The following is a 14,798-nucleotide window of genomic DNA, read 5'->3' as shown; positions in this document are numbered from 1 at the left end:
CCGGCTTGAAACACACCATCGTATGCCGCGGCGGGCGGGAAGTGCGCCGGAATACGGAAGCAGGCGCGGCCCGGCCGGCCCCAGGCGGCCCTCGCGGAGCGCAGGCAGGAAAGCGGAGATGATGATGACGGCAAGCAGGAAGCGTGACTACAGCCTGGTCGGTGAAAGCACCAAGCGCGCCATCGAGACCGGATTGGCTTCGGCCGAATGGTATCACACCGATGTCCCGCGCAAGGCGATCAAGGAGTTGATGCAACGCTCCGACGGGCCGGCGATCCGCGACACGATCATCTGGGTCGCGGCGATCCTGGTGTCGGCCGCCGGCATCGTATGGTTCTGGGGCACGTGGTGGGTGGTGCCGTTCCTGTTAGTCTATGGCGTGCTTTACGGCTCGTCGAGCGACTCGCGCTGGCACGAATGCGGCCACGGCACCGCGTTCCGGACGCGCTGGATGAACGATGTCGTCTACCAGATCTCAAGCTTCATGCTGATGCGCAACCCCGTGCAATGGCGCTGGAGCCATGCCCGCCATCACACCGATACCATCATCGTCGGCCGCGATGCCGAAATCGCGGTAATGCGGCCGCCAAATCTGATCAAGGCGGCGCTGGCCTTCACCGGTATTCTCGATTTCCGCTATTCGCTGCCGACGCTGGTGCGCCAGGCGTTCGGCAAGCTGTCCGATGAAGAGAAGAGCTATATCCCCGAGATGGAGCAGCACAAGGCGGTGATCGCTGCGCGCTGGCATGTCGCCATCTATGCGGCGACAGTCGGGCTGGCGTTGTTCACGTGGTCACTGCTGCCGCTGGTGCTGATCGGCCTGCCGCGCCTCTATGGCAGCTGGCACATGGTGCTGACAGGGTTGCTGCAGCATATCGGCCTGGCCGACAATGTCGTCGACCACCGGCTGAACACGCGCACCGTCTACATGAACCCGGTCAGCCGCTTCATCTACTGGAACATGAATTACCATGTCGAACACCATATGTTCCCGATGGTGCCCTATCATGCGCTGCCAAGACTGCACGAGCTGATCAAGCACGACCTGCCGGTGCCGAACCCGTCCATGTGGCATGCCTATCGCGAGGTCTGGCCGGTGCTGCTTCGACAGCTGAAATATGAGGATTTTTATCTCGAGCGGAAATTGCCGCCGACAGCCAGACCCTATCGCAGCGAATTTCACCAGGTGGATATGTCGGCGGCCGCTGAATAGCGATAGCGAATTTTGCCGGAGCCGGAGATGGCTGACTGGATGAAGCGTGCGCGGTGGACGACATCTCGAAAGAGGATGTCATCTGCTTCGATCCTCGCGGCCGCAGCTTCGCGGTTTGCCGCTCGCCCAATGACGAGTTCTTCGCCACCGACGGATATTGTACGCATGAGAAGGCGCATCCGGCCGAAGGGCTGGTGATCGACGACGTCATCGAATGCCTTGAAGCATATTGGCCGCTTCAATTGCGGCCGGCCAAGGCCAAGGCGCGCCGGGTCTGCGTCAATCTCGCGATCTATCCGGTGAGAATCGAGGCCGGCAAGGTGATGCTCCAGATCTGACGCTTGGTAACCGGTCCAGCACCGCGTTTAGCAAAGCAGAGTGACGTTTTCATAGCCGAAAGAGACGGACCGTGGCCGATCTGCGCCATGAAGGCTAAGCCAGCTGACCATGCTGCGCGTGCTGGTCATTGACGTGGCCGAGGGGCGCCGAGCGGGCAGGGGTCGATCGTCTCGGTACCGCTGGAGCTGTGCTGAACCCTATATCGCGATGCGGCCCCCAGCCTGTTCACCGTGCGGGCTAGAATTTCTTCGAGATCGGCACCGCCGGCGGTTTTCTTAGTTGGGCTTTCCGCCTCTGATCGACGAGGTCCTGATTCACTGCTGCTTCTGCTGATCAGCTTTGAGGTGCTGATTGTGCGGTTTGATCTGGCAGCGTTGATACTGGGCGCCACCGCGATCGAAGCGGATGGACAGCGCCTACCGCAGCGGCAAAACGACCGCTGAGCAAGATCAGTGTGAGGGAAGGAGATGGAATTTATTGGTGCGCAGCAAGCGCGGCAAAGCTGCGCAGCTGATCGTGGCTGGAAAGCGTCGCTACAAAGGCGGTGCGTTTGTCAGTTTGGAAGCCGACACGCGTCCGGCAGGCGACGGCGATCTCGCTGGCTGACTGCGGCGCGGGATTATTGTTGAACGACGGCAGGAAGTAGGCTCGGTCCGCCGTGCGTCCAGGACTCGCGTTCGAGTGGATTATGGTTCGGGGTGACGATAGCCGATCTGCGCAGCCCCGAACCTCCAGCGCTTTCCGCATGTTGGGCAGGGGTAGAATTGTCACTTTCACGCTCGATCTGCTCCGCGTGTGCGTCAGGATGATGCTACACTCAAACTCTCGAAGGTTCATGATCCTCTTCGGTAGCGACGGATTCATGCCGTAAGCGAGCCGCCCCGGGAAACTGATTTCAATTCCTTCGCAGCCGCGGTCAACGAGGCGCGGTCATTCCCGGCGGCTTTGATGAGCTCCATCACCTGCTCAGGCGTGATGCCGTTCTGCTGGGCAAAATGCTCGACTTCGTTGCGTTCGTTGGACGAGACCCGGTTCTTGTGGCGAAAATCACGCTCGGTTTTATTGTCCGTCATCATCTTCTCCTTTCAACCTCAATTCGCCGGCCCCAACCGCCCGCTGGAGCAAAAGTTCCGAAACCGCCGTACGCGAAGGCCCATCGAGCCTCGCTAGGGCTGCTGTGAGTAGAAGTAAGCTCCAGCTGGCGAAAGCTGGGGAGCTTGTCCAATGCCGGGGTGGGCTCGGCGCACGCCGTGGCATCGCTCCGGCGACTTTCACCACCCGCCCAGAACACGGGTGGGAGCAGCCTCGGAATGTTTGCCCGACCGCCAGGCAATGAAGATGGAACTACGCGACACCGAGTTCCTCGTCCTGTGGCATCAGCAGACGCTCTCGTGGATGTCTTACCCGGCATTCTCGCCCGAATGATCGAAGTGGATGGCGAGGCCAAAGGCGAGCGCTCGCTCGGCGATCATATTGACAAGATGGCTTTCGCCGATCGACAGCGCCGGAAGGGCCTCTTTCAACGCCTCGAGAGCATGCCGTGTCGACAAAAGACCCCGCCGCTTGCGGCTGCTCACATATTGATCGATCAGGGAATCCAGTGGCATCTGCCTGCCTCCGCTTCGGACAGGATCTCGTAGCGTGGCTGCGGAGCGACAGCATTCACATTGGTTAAGAGACGGCGGCGAACGCCATCATGCATGCCGCCAACAGACGGCGGTGGGGCTGATTTACGCCGGGTTGGAGCGCTATCCTAGGGTAAGCATGGCGCGACCGTCGCGCCGGGTTCGGACATTTCGATGCTACTGCTCCGGTACCGCGGAGGTTTGTGGATGGTTGCGTGCCGCCTCGGCGATTTCCGGAATGAACTTCGTCGCGGTGCAGCTTCGGTTTACATTGGCGCGGGCGGTAAATACCTCTTGCCCGCAGACTTGCGAAGCGAGCGCGATCGGCACATGCACCGCCAGTGGCAACTCGGTCTCAGCCACTCCTAGATGTCTTGCAACCTGTTGCTTCACCTCCGGCCGGCCGAGCGAGACGTCAACGCCGACATCATCCTTGGCGGTCGGCGACGATCCTTGCGCCGGCAGACGATCGTGCTTGCCTGTTTGCGATGAGTCGCCGGATTGTTGAGCCGGCTGACTTGTCTGCGCAGATGCCTGGGCGCCCAAAATCAGCGAGGCCCCCAGCCCCAAAAAAGCCCGGAGCCCCAAAGACACAATCCGAAGTCCGAATGTGCTCATTGTCATGTTCCTCACCGTGGGTTCAAACTTGGCGCCGCTCAGAGGTCGGTGTTGCTTCGGCCTCTTTCGAAGACAGGGATGTCTTCCTCGTCCTCATCATTGTCACCGGTTGGTATGTCCTCGGCGTAGCTGCGGGTCAGTTCCTCGGTTTCGCTTAAGCCGTCCATCGTCTCATTGGCGCCTGCCCCTTCATCATGACGACCGGTAATTTCGCTGCGGGGCCTTGCGCCGAGCGGCTGGTCGACATCGTCGGCTCCCACGAAACCTGGCTCCGCGCCGTGCCTGTCTTCGTGGCCCACGGGGCTGTCCAACACGGCGGCATCCTCCGGGCGAATGGGTTCATCATTGGCGAAGTCACTTCGTCTCGAATGCGAGGTCTCGTTTTGCTTTGGCATGTCAGGTCTCCTGTTCGTTTGGCAACTTCGACGACGCTGGTGCTTGCACGCCGGACTACCTGAGCGACGCACCTTTAGAGTTCCTGCATCGACCACCGCTTAAAGGTTGCAGCGTCCCTGAGCGCGGAGGCAGTGTTGGCCACAGACTCCACAGCGCCGCGAAGAACCAACGTCGTGGCCAGATCCACTCAGCCCTGAGAACCGCTCTTGCTCAGTTGCTGGGCATGTTTGAAATGCTGCCGGATCACCGGCGCGGTCTTTTTCGCATGGGCCGCCAGATGTTTTGCCTGACCGTTTTCTGCATAGGAGGTCATCAGCGTCAGGGCTTCCTGGTGCGCTGCCACCTGGGTGTCGATATAGGCGTTATCGAACGCCCCGCTGCTGTCGTTGCTCAACGCTTCCAATTGGGCAGCATGCTTGCTTGTCATCTCCGGCGCCACTGCGACGTCGTCCTTCTTTGCCGCCGCAATGAGCCGCTTGGAAGAGGTCGTGTGGTCCTTGATCATCATGCGAGCGAATTCCTTCACTCGTGATGTCTTCGATTTCCGCAGTGCCAATTCACTCGACTGGATCTCGAACATATCTGAGCTCGCAGCTGCTTTGACAAATTCCTGCGGGGACGTCATCGCGGTCTGAGCCATTGCCCCCGGGCTGATGAGACCGATGGCGATCGCAGCTAAAAGCGCTTTGACGAAATGCATGTGGTGCTCCTGCAATATTGCTTAACTGGCCCAACACGGCCGAGCTGCCGTTGTTCCCCTTTTGGTGACAATAAATACGGGGCGGCAGGCGTGGACCCCGGATGGCTCCGGCTCAGGGCTTTGATCATAGATCCGGCCGTAGCCAAGACCGGTGACTGCGCGGAGCTCAGCGCGGCCGTCGGCTTGGTGGGCAGCACGTTGTGCGACATTCAAATCTCCTAAAGAAATCGTCGGCCATCGTCGCGATGCGTCACTATCGGGTCCGTAAATGCCCAAAAATGTCCCATCCTTTGAAGGGCAACAAGGAGGCGTACTATGGCAAGAATTTTTGAAATTCTTATGGGCAGTCTGACTGCCGGATCTGTTCTCGCAATTCTTTGCATGCCAGCGACAGCAGCTGGAATTAAATGTCGGAGGCGTCGGCGGGTATCCGTCGGCAGCGGAGGCGCCAGCGCTAATGTGGGCGGCAACAGCGGCGCTACGGCTAGCGTGTCCCTAGGCGGTTCTGGGGCAAATGCCGCAGCCTCCGTCGGCGACACTGGCGGAGCGACTGCTTCCATCGGAACCGGCAGCGCCAATGTCGGTGTCGTCACCGGGGTTGGTACCGACGTAAATGTCGGCGTTGGAACCAATCCAGCCGCCAACCCCAGCAACCCGACCGCTTCGAGCAACCCGAATCTGGCTAGCGTTGTCGGCGATATGTCGAACGCCCAGGTCACTCGGATGAAGAAGCGCTGCGTCGAAGTGCTTAGCAACGAAGACACCTATGATCGTGACCTGCGCCGGCTCTGCCTGCTGATCTCGCGCCGCTAACCAGCGACCCCTTTCCGACCTGTCGGGGCTGTCGACATGACACTCTCCAGTTCCGACAGTGGAAGCCCGCCCGCCGAAAGGTTGGGCGGGCTTTTACAGTCAGCGTCCTTCCATCCGCAGCAGACAATCGCGCTTGGCATCAGCGACCTGGCCGAGCAAGCGATGGAAGACCGCGCGGACAAGCTGGGCATATCCTGCGCAGAGGAAGTCGGCAGCGTGTACGCGGCGATTCTCGGTGCTATCGTGCACCGCGATGCCGCTTGGCTGACTGACCGAGGCCGCGCTATATCGCGCCCGGCGGGCGTATTCAGTTCAGCGAGCCTCTGCCGGGGGGAAGCCAAGACCATCTTTCACTTGCTCGACAAGGCCGGACTTGAAGGCAAGGTGTCGAAGCGCAAGGACAGCAAATACCGTCGACCAACTGGCTGAAGGCCAAGTGCTTTGCGAACGACGAGTTCGATCTGCTCGGCGTCGAGCGTGAAGCGGGCAAGCCGGCGTTCGCTGAGGATGACACAAATCGCCGTGCCTAAGAAAGATCAGGAGCGCGCCACCTACGCCTGGATGTACGGCGCCCAAGCGTGCAAGGATGGCAAGGAGCGTGAGGTGCCATTACTGGCAGGAACATGGGTGGCTGCAGGGTTTTGACGGTGTGCCGATGGCTGGTTTTGGATAGACCAAGACCGTCAACGACGAGATGGAAGCCGAGGTCGACGAAGCCGCCGTCGAGCGGCCCGACGAATAGCCATTTTGCCATGTGCCGTATGTTCGTTTTTGATTGAAGAAAGGGTTTCGTTGGGCCTATAAAGATTGCGTTTACCATTGCCTTTTTGGGAGGATGCGATGGTTGCAACGCCCATAGATATCGCTCAAGCGGCCACTGCGACTACGGCCACCTTGCTGAAGTGGCAGAAGTCCATGGAGGAACGCGCCACGTTTCGCCAGAACATGGATCAATCGCGCAGGGCGATCCAAGCCTCACGCGATCTGCTGAAGCGCCTTCGTCAACGTCATCGCGACGACGATAGCGGCGCGGATGCGCTAAAGGATTAGCCGCCAGGGCAGATGTGAGACGGAGGTCCGGGAACGGATTGGGGCCACGTGCGGCACCTAATGTCGCGATGGTGATGGCCGATGATGTGCTTGAACAGGAGATTGCCCATCTCCTGCATTGCCGTCATATCCGGGTAAGCCGCTAAAACGGAGCCTTCACCACCGACGCTGCCGAGCAGCGGGATCAACACGAAGCTGTCATCCCGAAACTTGCTTATGGTGGTGATCGTGAAATCGTAGTCGGGATAGGCCTCATCAAGCAGGGCGCTGATCTCGGCGAGGAATTCAGGCGTCTCGAACTGTGCGCCGATCGGCGGCACCACAATCATGTCTTTGCATACTTGCATCTCGCGCCTTCCCAAGCCGTCTCATCGTGAGCGGCTGTTCCGCCAAGGTCAAATCACGTCTTCCCTGCCGATGATCTGGAGTCAGCAAAGTTATTCACACGTCGACAAGATGGTTAGAATTGTCGCGGTTCGGTTAAGACCTCGATCATGAGGCGTGGCGCATCGTGTTGTTGGGTCTACATATTGCCTTCCTGACCCTACCCGGTAGCTCAAGCCCGTTGCCGTAATTGGCAACGGGTTTTTTTACGTCTTCATCTGGCACAGTTGATCTAATTGTATGGAACCGCGACGACAACCAAGCAATTCTGCCTTAAGCGGTCGATTCCTCGGATGTAGCCGTGCCTACGAAAACCCGCTGTTGCGCGCGCGGCGGGGTTTCTTGGCATCAAGACGCTACCCCGCCCTCAGGCCCGTTGCTTAATTGCGGCGGCCTTTACAGGTCCGGCGCCGCTGCTGAATAGGTGGAGTCACGAGACCCGGAAAGGGCAACACGTTGCCGCCCGTCCCCCGCCGGCGGCGCAGTTCAATCTCGCGATAGACGAGGATGCCCATCACCATTTCCGCGCTGGCGATTTCCGATCTCGATGGCAACGACTTGAGCAATTGGTGCAGTTGTCGCGTTTCCATGGTCGCAATGTGGGCGGCAATGGCTTCGATGCTATCGCCCAAATTCGCCAGTAACCCTGCGGACATCTGCATCGCGCTACTCTACAGCCGGGAAAACGTGTTGAGATGCAGACGCGTCCTTTGGCCTTCTGCAAAGGCCAAAGCATAGGATTCGAGCTTGAATGATCGGGTGAGTTCCTGGTCTTCCTCGACCACGCGAACAAACCACTCGCCACAGGCTTCGCCAACTTCGACACAAGGGCGTGCTTTGCGAATTGGAATGATGTCAGCCAGGGCGTTGCCTCCCAGCAATCAGGCCAAACGGGATTGTAACGTCGTAAGCGGTCTTCAACAAGAAGAGTTTGGGCAGCAATACGAAACTGAGGTGTGGGCCACAAATGGCCGGCGCCATGGGTTGGGGAACCTGGGTGGGCACCGGCCAAGAGCGGACAGGTCCGCCGCGATGCATACATCGTCGATTGGTGCCGCGGTGGTAATGGTGTGATCGCGGAAGCTACGCTTTAGCCTTAGCCGCCGGCCTTGCCTTGCCCGTTACAGTTGCCGTGGGCTGCGGTGCCTTCCTACCCAGACCGATCGACTTCGCCATGGCAGACCGTGAGGCCGCATAGTTGGGAGCGACCATCGGATAGGTGGATGGCAAGTTCCACTTTGTTCGATACGCGTCAGGAGTGAGACCGAAATCCACGCGCAGATGTCGCCGAAGGGTTTTGAACCGCTTACCATCTTCAAGACAGATGATGTAATCGGGAAATACTGACTTCTTTGGATTTACCGCAGGCACTGGTTCTTCGGTCGCGGCAGCCACGCGATGGCCAATCCCAGACAGCGACGCGTGCACTGAGGCTATCAGGTCCGCCAAACCCGCGACCGGCACGGGATTGTTGCTGACGTACGCCGATACCACATCCCCCGTGAGTTCTACCAGTTCAGGGGCGTGGTCGGGGGCGTCGGTCATGGTGTGAGTCCTCGAATTTGAGAACGATCTATTATAGCTGCTGCCGCAGCTGCGCAACTCGAGGCCCGATGATGGGCCGCTTCCCTCGTAAGCACCAATCCTGTTGAGCCTGTGTTTGCCGATGGAGGAAAGCACCATCCGAAGCAGTGCCAGACTTATCACAGGTTAAGTCGGTCCGGTGTTTATGATATAAGGTCGGGCATCATTCGCGTTCTGCTGGCCGCGGATGACTGAGAGACCATAGCGCTCCCGCCCAAACGGAGAGCCGACATGCTTTATCAAAGCCCATTAACCGCCAAGTTCCATCGTGCCTTCACCCTCACGTCAGGTGAGCGTCAAGCTCTCGACGCGGTAAGAATAAGGATCGTTGCGATTGGCGCAAACCAGAACTTGGTTCGGGAAGGCGACCAGCCGTCCCGGTGCATAATGGTCCTGGCTGGCTTAGCCAGCACCTCGAAGGTAACAGGAGACGGGAAGCGTCAGGTCACTGCTTATCATGTGCCTGGCGACATGCCCGATCTGTTGAGCCTGCACCTCGATCTGTTGGATAGCGACGTTCGAACGGTGAGCGCTTGCAGTGTTGGCTTCATAGATCACTCGGCTATCCGGCTGCTCTGCGAACGCCACCCCAGGCTGGCGGCAAATCTTTGGCGAACGACACTGGTTGATGCATCGATTTTCCGCGAATGGGTGGTCAATGTCGGGAAGCGCCAAGCGCTTGGCCGAGTGGCCCACCTTCTCTGTGAAATCATGCTACGTATGGAAGACGCCGGACTCGCGTCTGATCAAACCTGCGCTTTTGCTGTGACTCAAGCTGACCTTGGCGAGGCGACAGGGCTGTCGGCAGTCCACATCAACCGCACGCTCAAGTCTCTTCGGGAGAAGCGCCTTACATCACTTGTGAATGGCCAATTGACCATCCATGATTGGGAAGGACTGGCCTTTCTTGCTGAGTTCCGGCACGATTACCTGCACTCAGCAAGGACCAATAAAACGGCCGAGTTCATGTCAATGCACTGATTGCTCCAGGGGAAAATCGCCAGAAATGCGGATTGGCTCCAAGGGTAGCCGGACCACTTGTTGGCCTTCGCTGACCATCAGCGGTGCGATCGCCCCCCAAACATGTTTTGCCATGGTGGCGCGGCGGAAATGATCAGCAGGTTGGTACCAAGCCTGTCTGGCTTGCTTCTTCTTGATGCGGCAGGCGGGGGCGCCTTGCCCCAGGCCAAACGCAGGCCCCAAGCGAACCCGGCCTCACTTGGTGCAACGCTCCTTTTACCGCGCGGTCAATGCTTTGATGGCGCGTCGAAGCGTTAGCGCAAGGGGTTCACTTGCGCGCAGAGTGCATTCGAATGCTTACCGGCCCACACGGGCGTTGACTATCCGTATAGCCGTCTGGGTCGTGGAGGTTAACTGGGACGGGACACCTGCTCTCCTTGCCAGCCTTCGGGACGTTTCCTCGCAGCGTGCGCAGGAGGAACGTCGACGTCAATCCCAGAAGCTCGAAGCAATTGGCCGCCTCGCAGCCGGCATAGTTCACGATATCAACAATCTGATAGCAGCGTTCGACTCGGGCCTGCGGCTCCTGCAAAAGCAACTCGCCGAAAATCCCGGCGATCCGAAATCAGCCATCCTGATCGAAGAACTGCTCAGGCGAACACAGAACGGCGGGGCACTTACGCAGGAATTGCTTGCGTTCTCTCGGCGCCAGTCGCTTACGCCCGAAAGCACTGATCTGAACGGACGGATCGAACAGCTTTCGATGCTGCTGGGACGAACGCTCGGGAGTGGAATCAGAATTGAACGCAACTTGGACGCGGCGCTTGGCCCTGTTCTGGTGGTCGACCCAGCTCGATGTCGCCATGCTCAATCTGGCGGTGAACGCCAAGGACGCCATGGCCGGCGTGGGAACGCTCACAATCGAGACTAGCGATGTCCCGGACGACATCGACGATGTGCATTCACTGTCGGGTTCGTGCGTTCGTATGACCGTGCGCGATACCGGTTGCGGCATGAACAAGGAGATTCTGGCGCAGTTCTTCGAGCCGTTCTTCACCACCAAACCCGATGGACGCGGGACCGGACTTGGACTTAGCCAGGTTTATGGCTTCGTCAAACAATCCGGTGGGCACATTCGGATCGAGAGCGAAGCTGGTGAAGGGACAAGCGTCCATCTTTTTCTGCCGCGTGTGCAGAAGCAGTAACCAGGCTCTGCCGGTATCGTCTTTGCATTGGGTATCGCGGAAGTGACGTGGCCAGTCCGCCAAAGCAATCCCGTAGAGCGACATAATGGGTGGTTAGCGGCCGCTTTAGAGATAGGGTGCAGAGGGTACACGGGCTTTTCCCCTTTATCCTTTTTTCTCCCGGCCGCGCCACCGTCTATTATCGGCGGCTAGGCCGCTATCACCTTCTGAGCGGGTTAGCGATGGAGTGCCTTGGACGGTGAAAACGATTCCGGCATCCTCAAACGCTTTGCGGATGGCGGCGATGTTGTGGGGACGCGGTTTCCTGTATCCGTTCTCAAAAGCGCTGATCACCATCTCGCTAAGATTGGCCTTGGCGGCAAGTCGCACACGCGGCCAGTTCAATAGGGCTCGTGCTGCTCTGACTTGATCTGCTGAGAGTACGGTTCGGCTGTCCATAGCCAGTCGAACATTTAGTATCGCTAAACTGTTCCTCTTGACCTTCTGCGATTTCTAACGGTGTGAGGCCGGCCTGTCGCAAGCCGTCATCGATTGTAGCTGCAACCTTTCGGACGGTTGTTACCTCGGCTCCAACAAGACGTGCTGCCTGCATTCTTGCTTGGAGATCAGCCAAGCGGGCAACCAGGGCTTGCGTCCTCTCGAGTTCAGGGTTCGTCATGTTCATTGTCCAGCTGAGTGGCAATTTGAATTTGTCCGGCTGAGTAGCGTTTGAATGCACACACTCGCCACCCAAGGGTGGCGAGCGTGGGTTCGTTCGAAATCTCAGTCGTAAACTTTCACGATCTTGCGGGTGCCCGGATCGACCAGGACCGTGCGGTTGTCGACCACCACGTAACGGTATTTGACGTTCGGGACCTCGTGGATCTCCACAGTTTCCGGCAGAGCTGTCCCGACGTTCAATTCCACGCCGGGAAGGTTCACCGAAGCTAAGGGCTGCTTCTTGACATACTCACGGATGACCGTGTCCTGTTCCGGCTGGATGATAATGTCGTCAGCGGCGGCGGAGCCGATCCCCGCCAAGAGCAACATGGCTGCGGCGGTGTTCACAAAGTGCATCTTCATATCTTCTCTCCTGCAAGGACCGGCACACGACGATCATCGTCCCGCACTGCCCGGCAACCAACTTTGAACCGGGGTAAACGTTCCCGCCTACGCACCTTTGTCTAATCCGATTGGTCTAAAGTCCGACCGTACAACGCAATGGTCTTACCTTTGGACTAGGCGGAACGGATTAGGGCTTCAGGTTGTTGGTTCTCCACAATGGGAGAGCACAAATGGATCAAAGTGTTGGCCAGGCGCGATGGTTGCTCGCACCGATTTTTGCAACGGCCGTTACCTTTCTGGTAATGGCGGTCGTCCTTAGCTGACATGTCTTGGATCGGCGCAGCCAGGTCCCTTCCTGCGCTGATAGGATTCGCGAGTTGCTTGAGCGGCTGGCGAAACCTCTATTTTACCGTGCGCTGGGCCTGCTCCTTCAGCAGGCGGGGCGCTTCGTTCATCTCATGTAAGTTGGGAGGTTTACTATGGATCGGCGATCCTTTTTGACAGCGATATTTGGCGTTGCAGGGGCAGCAGCCTTTGCAGGCGCGGTCCGGCCTATCAACGCATTGGCCGGTGTTCCAGCGGCCAAAAGCGGCATTCTCGAAGAACTCGACGCGCCAGACGCCTTCGACAACGAAGGTACTCACGCGGAAGTGGAGCCGGTCAACCATCGGCGCTACTACGACCAAGATTACGACCCAGACTACGACCCAGATTACTACCACCGGCGCCGCCGCCGCCGGCGGGGCTGGAGAAGAGTCTGCCGTAGTTACTGGCGACACGGGCGCCGTCGGGTCCGGTGCTATCGCCGACGTGGTCCTTCGGTCGTCTTGCGATTTTAGCTAGTCGGCTGCTTCTGCCCATGGCCCGTTCCGGCTGACGTGCTGAGAACGGGCCGGTACGATTCCTTTTTCGTGGCAAACGCAATCCATCTGAGGGCACTCATCAGCAGCGCCGATGGACCTGACTTACAGCTTGGTGGTGTCGCTGTGGTGCGCCAGGAGCGGTCTGACGATCCCTCTTGTGCAGCCCTTCGGCTGCCGCCAGCCTGGGAAAGCTTTTCGGAACGTTTGGTTCTGGCCGTTAGGCCACGGGGCCAAGCTCAGCCATCAGGACACCCCGCAAGCGATGAGCAGCGGGGCCTGGTAAGGCCCGGCGACCTCCTTTTGACATACGGGGAGAAACCAAGAAGGGCGCCGAGCCTTACCGGCGCTGCTTTGAGGCAGACGACGCCGGACGAGATGAGAGTAGGCGATCATGCTAATTTCTGCGGACCATGCGAATGAGGGAAAGCCGTGTGCGATTCTTCGCTATCTAGCCACGAACCTCTGCCTTTCGGACATGGCGGTCCGTCGCTCGATCGATGATGAAGAACGCCTGATGTAGCTGCTCGACTTCGTAGAGCCCGACCCGGATCTCGAACCCTGTCTGGCCAGTGGCATCGAAGTCACCGGGACCAATGACAGGGAAGGCGACGACGATGGCGAAGCGGACGACGAGCGCGATGCCAACGATGCCGATTATGGCTCCATAGAGGGAGGGCAAGGCCTATAATTGTCCGGTCGAGAATGAATATTCCGCTGCCTCACGGTGGACTGGCTTCAGTTTTTGTGCGGCACGATGTAGCGACTGCTCACCGCACCCGCCCCTGTGCCCCGCGTGACGACAATCGTGCTATACCCGGCTGGAACGGAACCTGTAGCGGAGGGGTCGATCGAACTGCATCGCCCGACGACCCGTTGGGAGCGCCCTCGAGCCTCACGGCTAACGCCAACTGGCATGTGTCAAGGATCCGAACATGGCCGGTGATGTATCGAGTGGCTTGCAGACTCCCTGGGCGGGACTGCAAGAAAGCAAAATCATCACAGCTGCAGTTGCCGGATCCATTCGTGAAGCTCCGTTGTTCGACGAGCCTCAACGCAGAATAGCGAGCTTTGTTTCGTCGGTGCTAAAATACGAGTTTTCTGGTCTGGCTCACGGTGGCGGGCTTTTCATTGTCACAGCTTTCGCCTCTCAATTGTCCCGATCCCGAACGGTAAAACAGCCATCCGACGAGACACACCGAGGGGATTGCAATGGCCAGAAGGATGCCGCCGGCAATGTTCACCATCAACATGAAATCCATCGGACCTCTCCCTCTTATATGCCGACAGTCGGAAACTCGTGAAATCAACATGGGTGAACAGGTTGCGAACATGCTGCTACGGTTTTTGCAGAGCCACGACATGAGACGAGACGGACCAGCAGGACAGGGACTAGCTCTCGTCGCAACAAATTGACAGACAAGGACTGGACGGAGTCGAACGGCAAGGGCAGGGACGCCATCAAGCGAATTTCAAAACAGATGCCTTGGCCGACGGGTAATCGCTGATAAGATCAAGGTATGCCCTGAGGTGACGTCACAAGGCAGTGTGCTTGGGTGTCGATCGGGCGGGCGGGTCGGAGAGGAACGGCAAATTCGGTGATGTCGCAATCGTCGGCATCACGAGCCCGCTGTATGGCGCTTAGAGCTTCGAACTCCCGCTTCGGCGCGGTGTCCATTTCATTGCCGGAGCAAGTTCGTGACCTTGAGAACAGCTAATCGGGCGTCGAAAGAGCGTCAGCATGGCGACGCCGCAGGCTGGACGCGCCGCCGCCCCAAGCGAGGATGCTGTCTAAAGGCTGGTGATTTCGCCAGTGCACAGGGCGGGGATTCTGGCTACGCACAACTCAGACGCTGTCATGACGCATACCGGGTTGGCCGGGCGTAGCGGCTTCGAGGCCGCCGATTATAAGTATTCTCGCCCTGTGGCTGCCGATTCTGCGATTAAAGGACTGGAGGAATGGGCATGGGGGAGAAAGGCCGCTATTCTAAGCCTCATTGACGCTCG

At 58.7% G+C, this 14,798-nt stretch carries 20 protein-coding genes and 1 pseudogene; 8 read left to right on the top strand and 13 right to left on the bottom strand.

Annotation, left to right across the window (positions count from 1 at the left end; genetic code table 11):
- Nucleotides 1-124 precede the first annotated feature (124 nt).
- From NKJ58_RS03965 to NKJ58_RS03955, 3 genes and pseudogenes are all read left to right on the top strand, one after another.
- Nucleotides 125-1,213, top strand: coding sequence for a fatty acid desaturase family protein (locus NKJ58_RS03965; RefSeq protein ID WP_502897156.1), 1,089 nt, complete (start codon nucleotides 125-127; stop codon nucleotides 1,211-1,213).
- A gap of 27 nt (nucleotides 1,214-1,240) precedes the next feature.
- Nucleotides 1,241-1,551, top strand: a pseudogene (locus NKJ58_RS03960) (Rieske 2Fe-2S domain-containing protein).
- Between the two features lie 406 nt (nucleotides 1,552-1,957).
- On the top strand, nucleotides 1,958-2,158 hold the full coding sequence (locus NKJ58_RS03955) for a hypothetical protein (RefSeq protein WP_156929821.1): 201 nt from the start codon (nucleotides 1,958-1,960) through the stop codon (nucleotides 2,156-2,158).
- A 254-nt stretch (nucleotides 2,159-2,412) separates the two neighbouring features.
- Here NKJ58_RS03955 and NKJ58_RS03950 read toward each other — a convergent pair whose 3' ends face one another.
- The 5 genes from NKJ58_RS03950 to NKJ58_RS03930 form a co-directional block, all read right to left on the bottom strand.
- Complete coding sequence (locus tag NKJ58_RS03950) at nucleotides 2,413-2,628, bottom strand: DUF3606 domain-containing protein (RefSeq protein WP_352518861.1); 216 nt, start codon at nucleotides 2,626-2,628, stop codon at nucleotides 2,413-2,415.
- A gap of 324 nt (nucleotides 2,629-2,952) precedes the next feature.
- Nucleotides 2,953-3,159 (bottom strand): hypothetical protein, encoded by a 207-nt coding sequence (locus tag NKJ58_RS03945; RefSeq protein WP_352518860.1) that lies wholly within the window; start codon nucleotides 3,157-3,159, stop codon nucleotides 2,953-2,955.
- Nucleotides 3,160-3,354: 195 nt separating this feature from the next.
- Complete coding sequence (locus NKJ58_RS03940) at nucleotides 3,355-3,795, bottom strand: hypothetical protein (RefSeq protein WP_023749387.1); 441 nt, start codon at nucleotides 3,793-3,795, stop codon at nucleotides 3,355-3,357.
- A gap of 38 nt (nucleotides 3,796-3,833) precedes the next feature.
- The gene (locus tag NKJ58_RS03935; RefSeq protein ID WP_023743177.1) at nucleotides 3,834-4,190 is read right to left on the bottom strand and encodes a hypothetical protein; all 357 of its coding nucleotides are present in this window, start codon (nucleotides 4,188-4,190) and stop codon (nucleotides 3,834-3,836) included.
- A gap of 188 nt (nucleotides 4,191-4,378) precedes the next feature.
- Nucleotides 4,379-4,891 carry a DUF4142 domain-containing protein gene (locus tag NKJ58_RS03930; protein ID WP_352518859.1) on the bottom strand — a complete coding sequence of 171 codons (513 nt, stop codon included), beginning with the start codon at nucleotides 4,889-4,891 and terminating at the stop codon, nucleotides 4,379-4,381.
- A 315-nt stretch (nucleotides 4,892-5,206) separates the two neighbouring features.
- Between NKJ58_RS03930 and NKJ58_RS03925 the strand changes: the two genes are divergently transcribed.
- The 3 genes from NKJ58_RS03925 to NKJ58_RS03915 all read left to right on the top strand — a co-directional run bounded on the left by NKJ58_RS03925 (nucleotide 5,207) and on the right by NKJ58_RS03915 (nucleotide 6,754).
- Nucleotides 5,207-5,704 carry a hypothetical protein gene (locus NKJ58_RS03925; protein ID WP_352650088.1) on the top strand — a complete coding sequence of 166 codons (498 nt, stop codon included), beginning with the start codon at nucleotides 5,207-5,209 and terminating at the stop codon, nucleotides 5,702-5,704.
- Nucleotides 5,705-5,740: 36 nt separating this feature from the next.
- Nucleotides 5,741-6,133: a hypothetical protein gene (locus NKJ58_RS03920; protein WP_352518857.1), complete on the top strand. Its 393-nt coding sequence runs from the start codon at nucleotides 5,741-5,743 to the stop codon at nucleotides 6,131-6,133.
- Between the two features lie 411 nt (nucleotides 6,134-6,544).
- The gene (locus tag NKJ58_RS03915) at nucleotides 6,545-6,754 is read left to right on the top strand and encodes a hypothetical protein (RefSeq protein ID WP_023708908.1); all 210 of its coding nucleotides are present in this window, start codon (nucleotides 6,545-6,547) and stop codon (nucleotides 6,752-6,754) included.
- Here NKJ58_RS03915 and NKJ58_RS03910 read toward each other — a convergent pair.
- The 3 genes from NKJ58_RS03910 to NKJ58_RS03900 all read right to left on the bottom strand — a co-directional run bounded on the left by NKJ58_RS03910 (nucleotide 6,751) and on the right by NKJ58_RS03900 (nucleotide 8,683).
- Nucleotides 6,751-7,116 carry a hypothetical protein gene (locus tag NKJ58_RS03910; RefSeq protein ID WP_023709722.1) on the bottom strand — a complete coding sequence of 122 codons (366 nt, stop codon included), beginning with the start codon at nucleotides 7,114-7,116 and terminating at the stop codon, nucleotides 6,751-6,753. The genes NKJ58_RS03915 and NKJ58_RS03910 overlap by 4 nt on opposite strands.
- 402 nt (nucleotides 7,117-7,518) lie before the next feature.
- On the bottom strand, nucleotides 7,519-7,800 hold the full coding sequence (locus NKJ58_RS03905; protein ID WP_352518856.1) for a hypothetical protein: 282 nt from the start codon (nucleotides 7,798-7,800) through the stop codon (nucleotides 7,519-7,521).
- Between the two features lie 421 nt (nucleotides 7,801-8,221).
- Nucleotides 8,222-8,683, bottom strand: a complete 462-nt coding sequence (locus NKJ58_RS03900) for a Ros/MucR family transcriptional regulator (RefSeq protein ID WP_352852789.1) — start codon at nucleotides 8,681-8,683, stop codon at nucleotides 8,222-8,224.
- 270 nt (nucleotides 8,684-8,953) lie between these two features.
- On the opposite strand from NKJ58_RS03900, the gene NKJ58_RS03895 reads away from it, so the two are divergent.
- Nucleotides 8,954-9,703 carry a Crp/Fnr family transcriptional regulator gene (locus NKJ58_RS03895; RefSeq protein ID WP_023708903.1) on the top strand — a complete coding sequence of 250 codons (750 nt, stop codon included), beginning with the start codon at nucleotides 8,954-8,956 and terminating at the stop codon, nucleotides 9,701-9,703.
- A gap of 803 nt (nucleotides 9,704-10,506) precedes the next feature.
- Nucleotides 10,507-10,887 (top strand): ATP-binding protein, encoded by a 381-nt coding sequence (locus NKJ58_RS03890; protein WP_352518854.1) that lies wholly within the window; start codon nucleotides 10,507-10,509, stop codon nucleotides 10,885-10,887.
- A 144-nt stretch (nucleotides 10,888-11,031) separates the two neighbouring features.
- On the opposite strand, the gene NKJ58_RS03885 is transcribed toward NKJ58_RS03890, so the two are convergent.
- The 5 genes from NKJ58_RS03885 to NKJ58_RS03865 form a co-directional block, all read right to left on the bottom strand.
- Nucleotides 11,032-11,325, bottom strand: a complete 294-nt coding sequence (locus NKJ58_RS03885; RefSeq protein ID WP_084566257.1) for a helix-turn-helix domain-containing protein — start codon at nucleotides 11,323-11,325, stop codon at nucleotides 11,032-11,034.
- A gap of 324 nt (nucleotides 11,326-11,649) precedes the next feature.
- Nucleotides 11,650-11,949, bottom strand: coding sequence for a DUF1236 domain-containing protein (locus NKJ58_RS03880; RefSeq protein WP_023669226.1), 300 nt, complete (start codon nucleotides 11,947-11,949; stop codon nucleotides 11,650-11,652).
- Nucleotides 11,950-12,332: 383 nt separating this feature from the next.
- A complete protein-coding gene (locus NKJ58_RS03875) occupies nucleotides 12,333-12,599 on the bottom strand; it encodes a hypothetical protein (RefSeq protein ID WP_198020701.1) in 267 nt (88 codons plus the stop codon).
- Nucleotides 12,600-13,242: 643 nt separating this feature from the next.
- On the bottom strand, nucleotides 13,243-13,473 hold the full coding sequence (locus NKJ58_RS03870) for a hypothetical protein (protein ID WP_023751432.1): 231 nt from the start codon (nucleotides 13,471-13,473) through the stop codon (nucleotides 13,243-13,245).
- 403 nt (nucleotides 13,474-13,876) lie between these two features.
- Nucleotides 13,877-14,053: a hypothetical protein gene (locus NKJ58_RS03865; RefSeq protein WP_023708898.1), complete on the bottom strand. Its 177-nt coding sequence runs from the start codon at nucleotides 14,051-14,053 to the stop codon at nucleotides 13,877-13,879.
- Nucleotides 14,054-14,798 lie beyond the last annotated feature (745 nt).

The sequence above is a fragment of the Mesorhizobium sp. M0139 genome, from assembly GCF_040322455.1.
In the GTDB taxonomy this organism is placed as follows: Bacteria; Pseudomonadota; Alphaproteobacteria; order Rhizobiales; family Rhizobiaceae; genus Mesorhizobium.
The sequence above is the reverse complement of the archived record's forward strand: the minus strand, read 5'-3'. Positions and strand labels throughout refer to the sequence as shown.

Excerpts from the sequence above, each read along its gene's own strand:
- NKJ58_RS03930 (WP_352518859.1), bottom strand. The coding sequence starts at position 4,891 with ATGCATTTCGTCAAAGCGCTTTTAGCTGCGATCGCCATCGGTCTCATC.
- NKJ58_RS03965 (WP_502897156.1), top strand. The coding sequence starts at position 125 with ATGACGGCAAGCAGGAAGCGTGACTACAGCCTGGTCGGTGAAAGCACC.
- NKJ58_RS03940 (WP_023749387.1), bottom strand. The coding sequence starts at position 3,795 with ATGAGCACATTCGGACTTCGGATTGTGTCTTTGGGGCTCCGGGCTTTT.
- NKJ58_RS03950 (WP_352518861.1), bottom strand. The coding sequence starts at position 2,628 with ATGATGACGGACAATAAAACCGAGCGTGATTTTCGCCACAAGAACCGG.
- NKJ58_RS03920 (WP_352518857.1), top strand. The coding sequence starts at position 5,741 with ATGACACTCTCCAGTTCCGACAGTGGAAGCCCGCCCGCCGAAAGGTTG.
- NKJ58_RS03945 (WP_352518860.1), bottom strand. The coding sequence starts at position 3,159 with ATGCCACTGGATTCCCTGATCGATCAATATGTGAGCAGCCGCAAGCGG.
- NKJ58_RS03880 (WP_023669226.1), bottom strand. The coding sequence starts at position 11,949 with ATGAAGATGCACTTTGTGAACACCGCCGCAGCCATGTTGCTCTTGGCG.
- NKJ58_RS03885 (WP_084566257.1), bottom strand. The coding sequence starts at position 11,325 with ATGGACAGCCGAACCGTACTCTCAGCAGATCAAGTCAGAGCAGCACGA.
- NKJ58_RS03895 (WP_023708903.1), top strand. The coding sequence starts at position 8,954 with ATGCTTTATCAAAGCCCATTAACCGCCAAGTTCCATCGTGCCTTCACC.
- NKJ58_RS03935 (WP_023743177.1), bottom strand. The coding sequence starts at position 4,190 with ATGCCAAAGCAAAACGAGACCTCGCATTCGAGACGAAGTGACTTCGCC.
- NKJ58_RS03900 (WP_352852789.1), bottom strand. The coding sequence starts at position 8,683 with ATGACCGACGCCCCCGACCACGCCCCTGAACTGGTAGAACTCACGGGG.
- NKJ58_RS03955 (WP_156929821.1), top strand. The coding sequence starts at position 1,958 with ATGGACAGCGCCTACCGCAGCGGCAAAACGACCGCTGAGCAAGATCAG.
- NKJ58_RS03925 (WP_352650088.1), top strand. The coding sequence starts at position 5,207 with ATGGCAAGAATTTTTGAAATTCTTATGGGCAGTCTGACTGCCGGATCT.
- NKJ58_RS03915 (WP_023708908.1), top strand. The coding sequence starts at position 6,545 with ATGGTTGCAACGCCCATAGATATCGCTCAAGCGGCCACTGCGACTACG.
- NKJ58_RS03905 (WP_352518856.1), bottom strand. The coding sequence starts at position 7,800 with ATGCAGATGTCCGCAGGGTTACTGGCGAATTTGGGCGATAGCATCGAA.
- NKJ58_RS03865 (WP_023708898.1), bottom strand. The coding sequence starts at position 14,053 with ATGGATTTCATGTTGATGGTGAACATTGCCGGCGGCATCCTTCTGGCC.
- NKJ58_RS03875 (WP_198020701.1), bottom strand. The coding sequence starts at position 12,599 with ATGGTTGACCGGCTCCACTTCCGCGTGAGTACCTTCGTTGTCGAAGGC.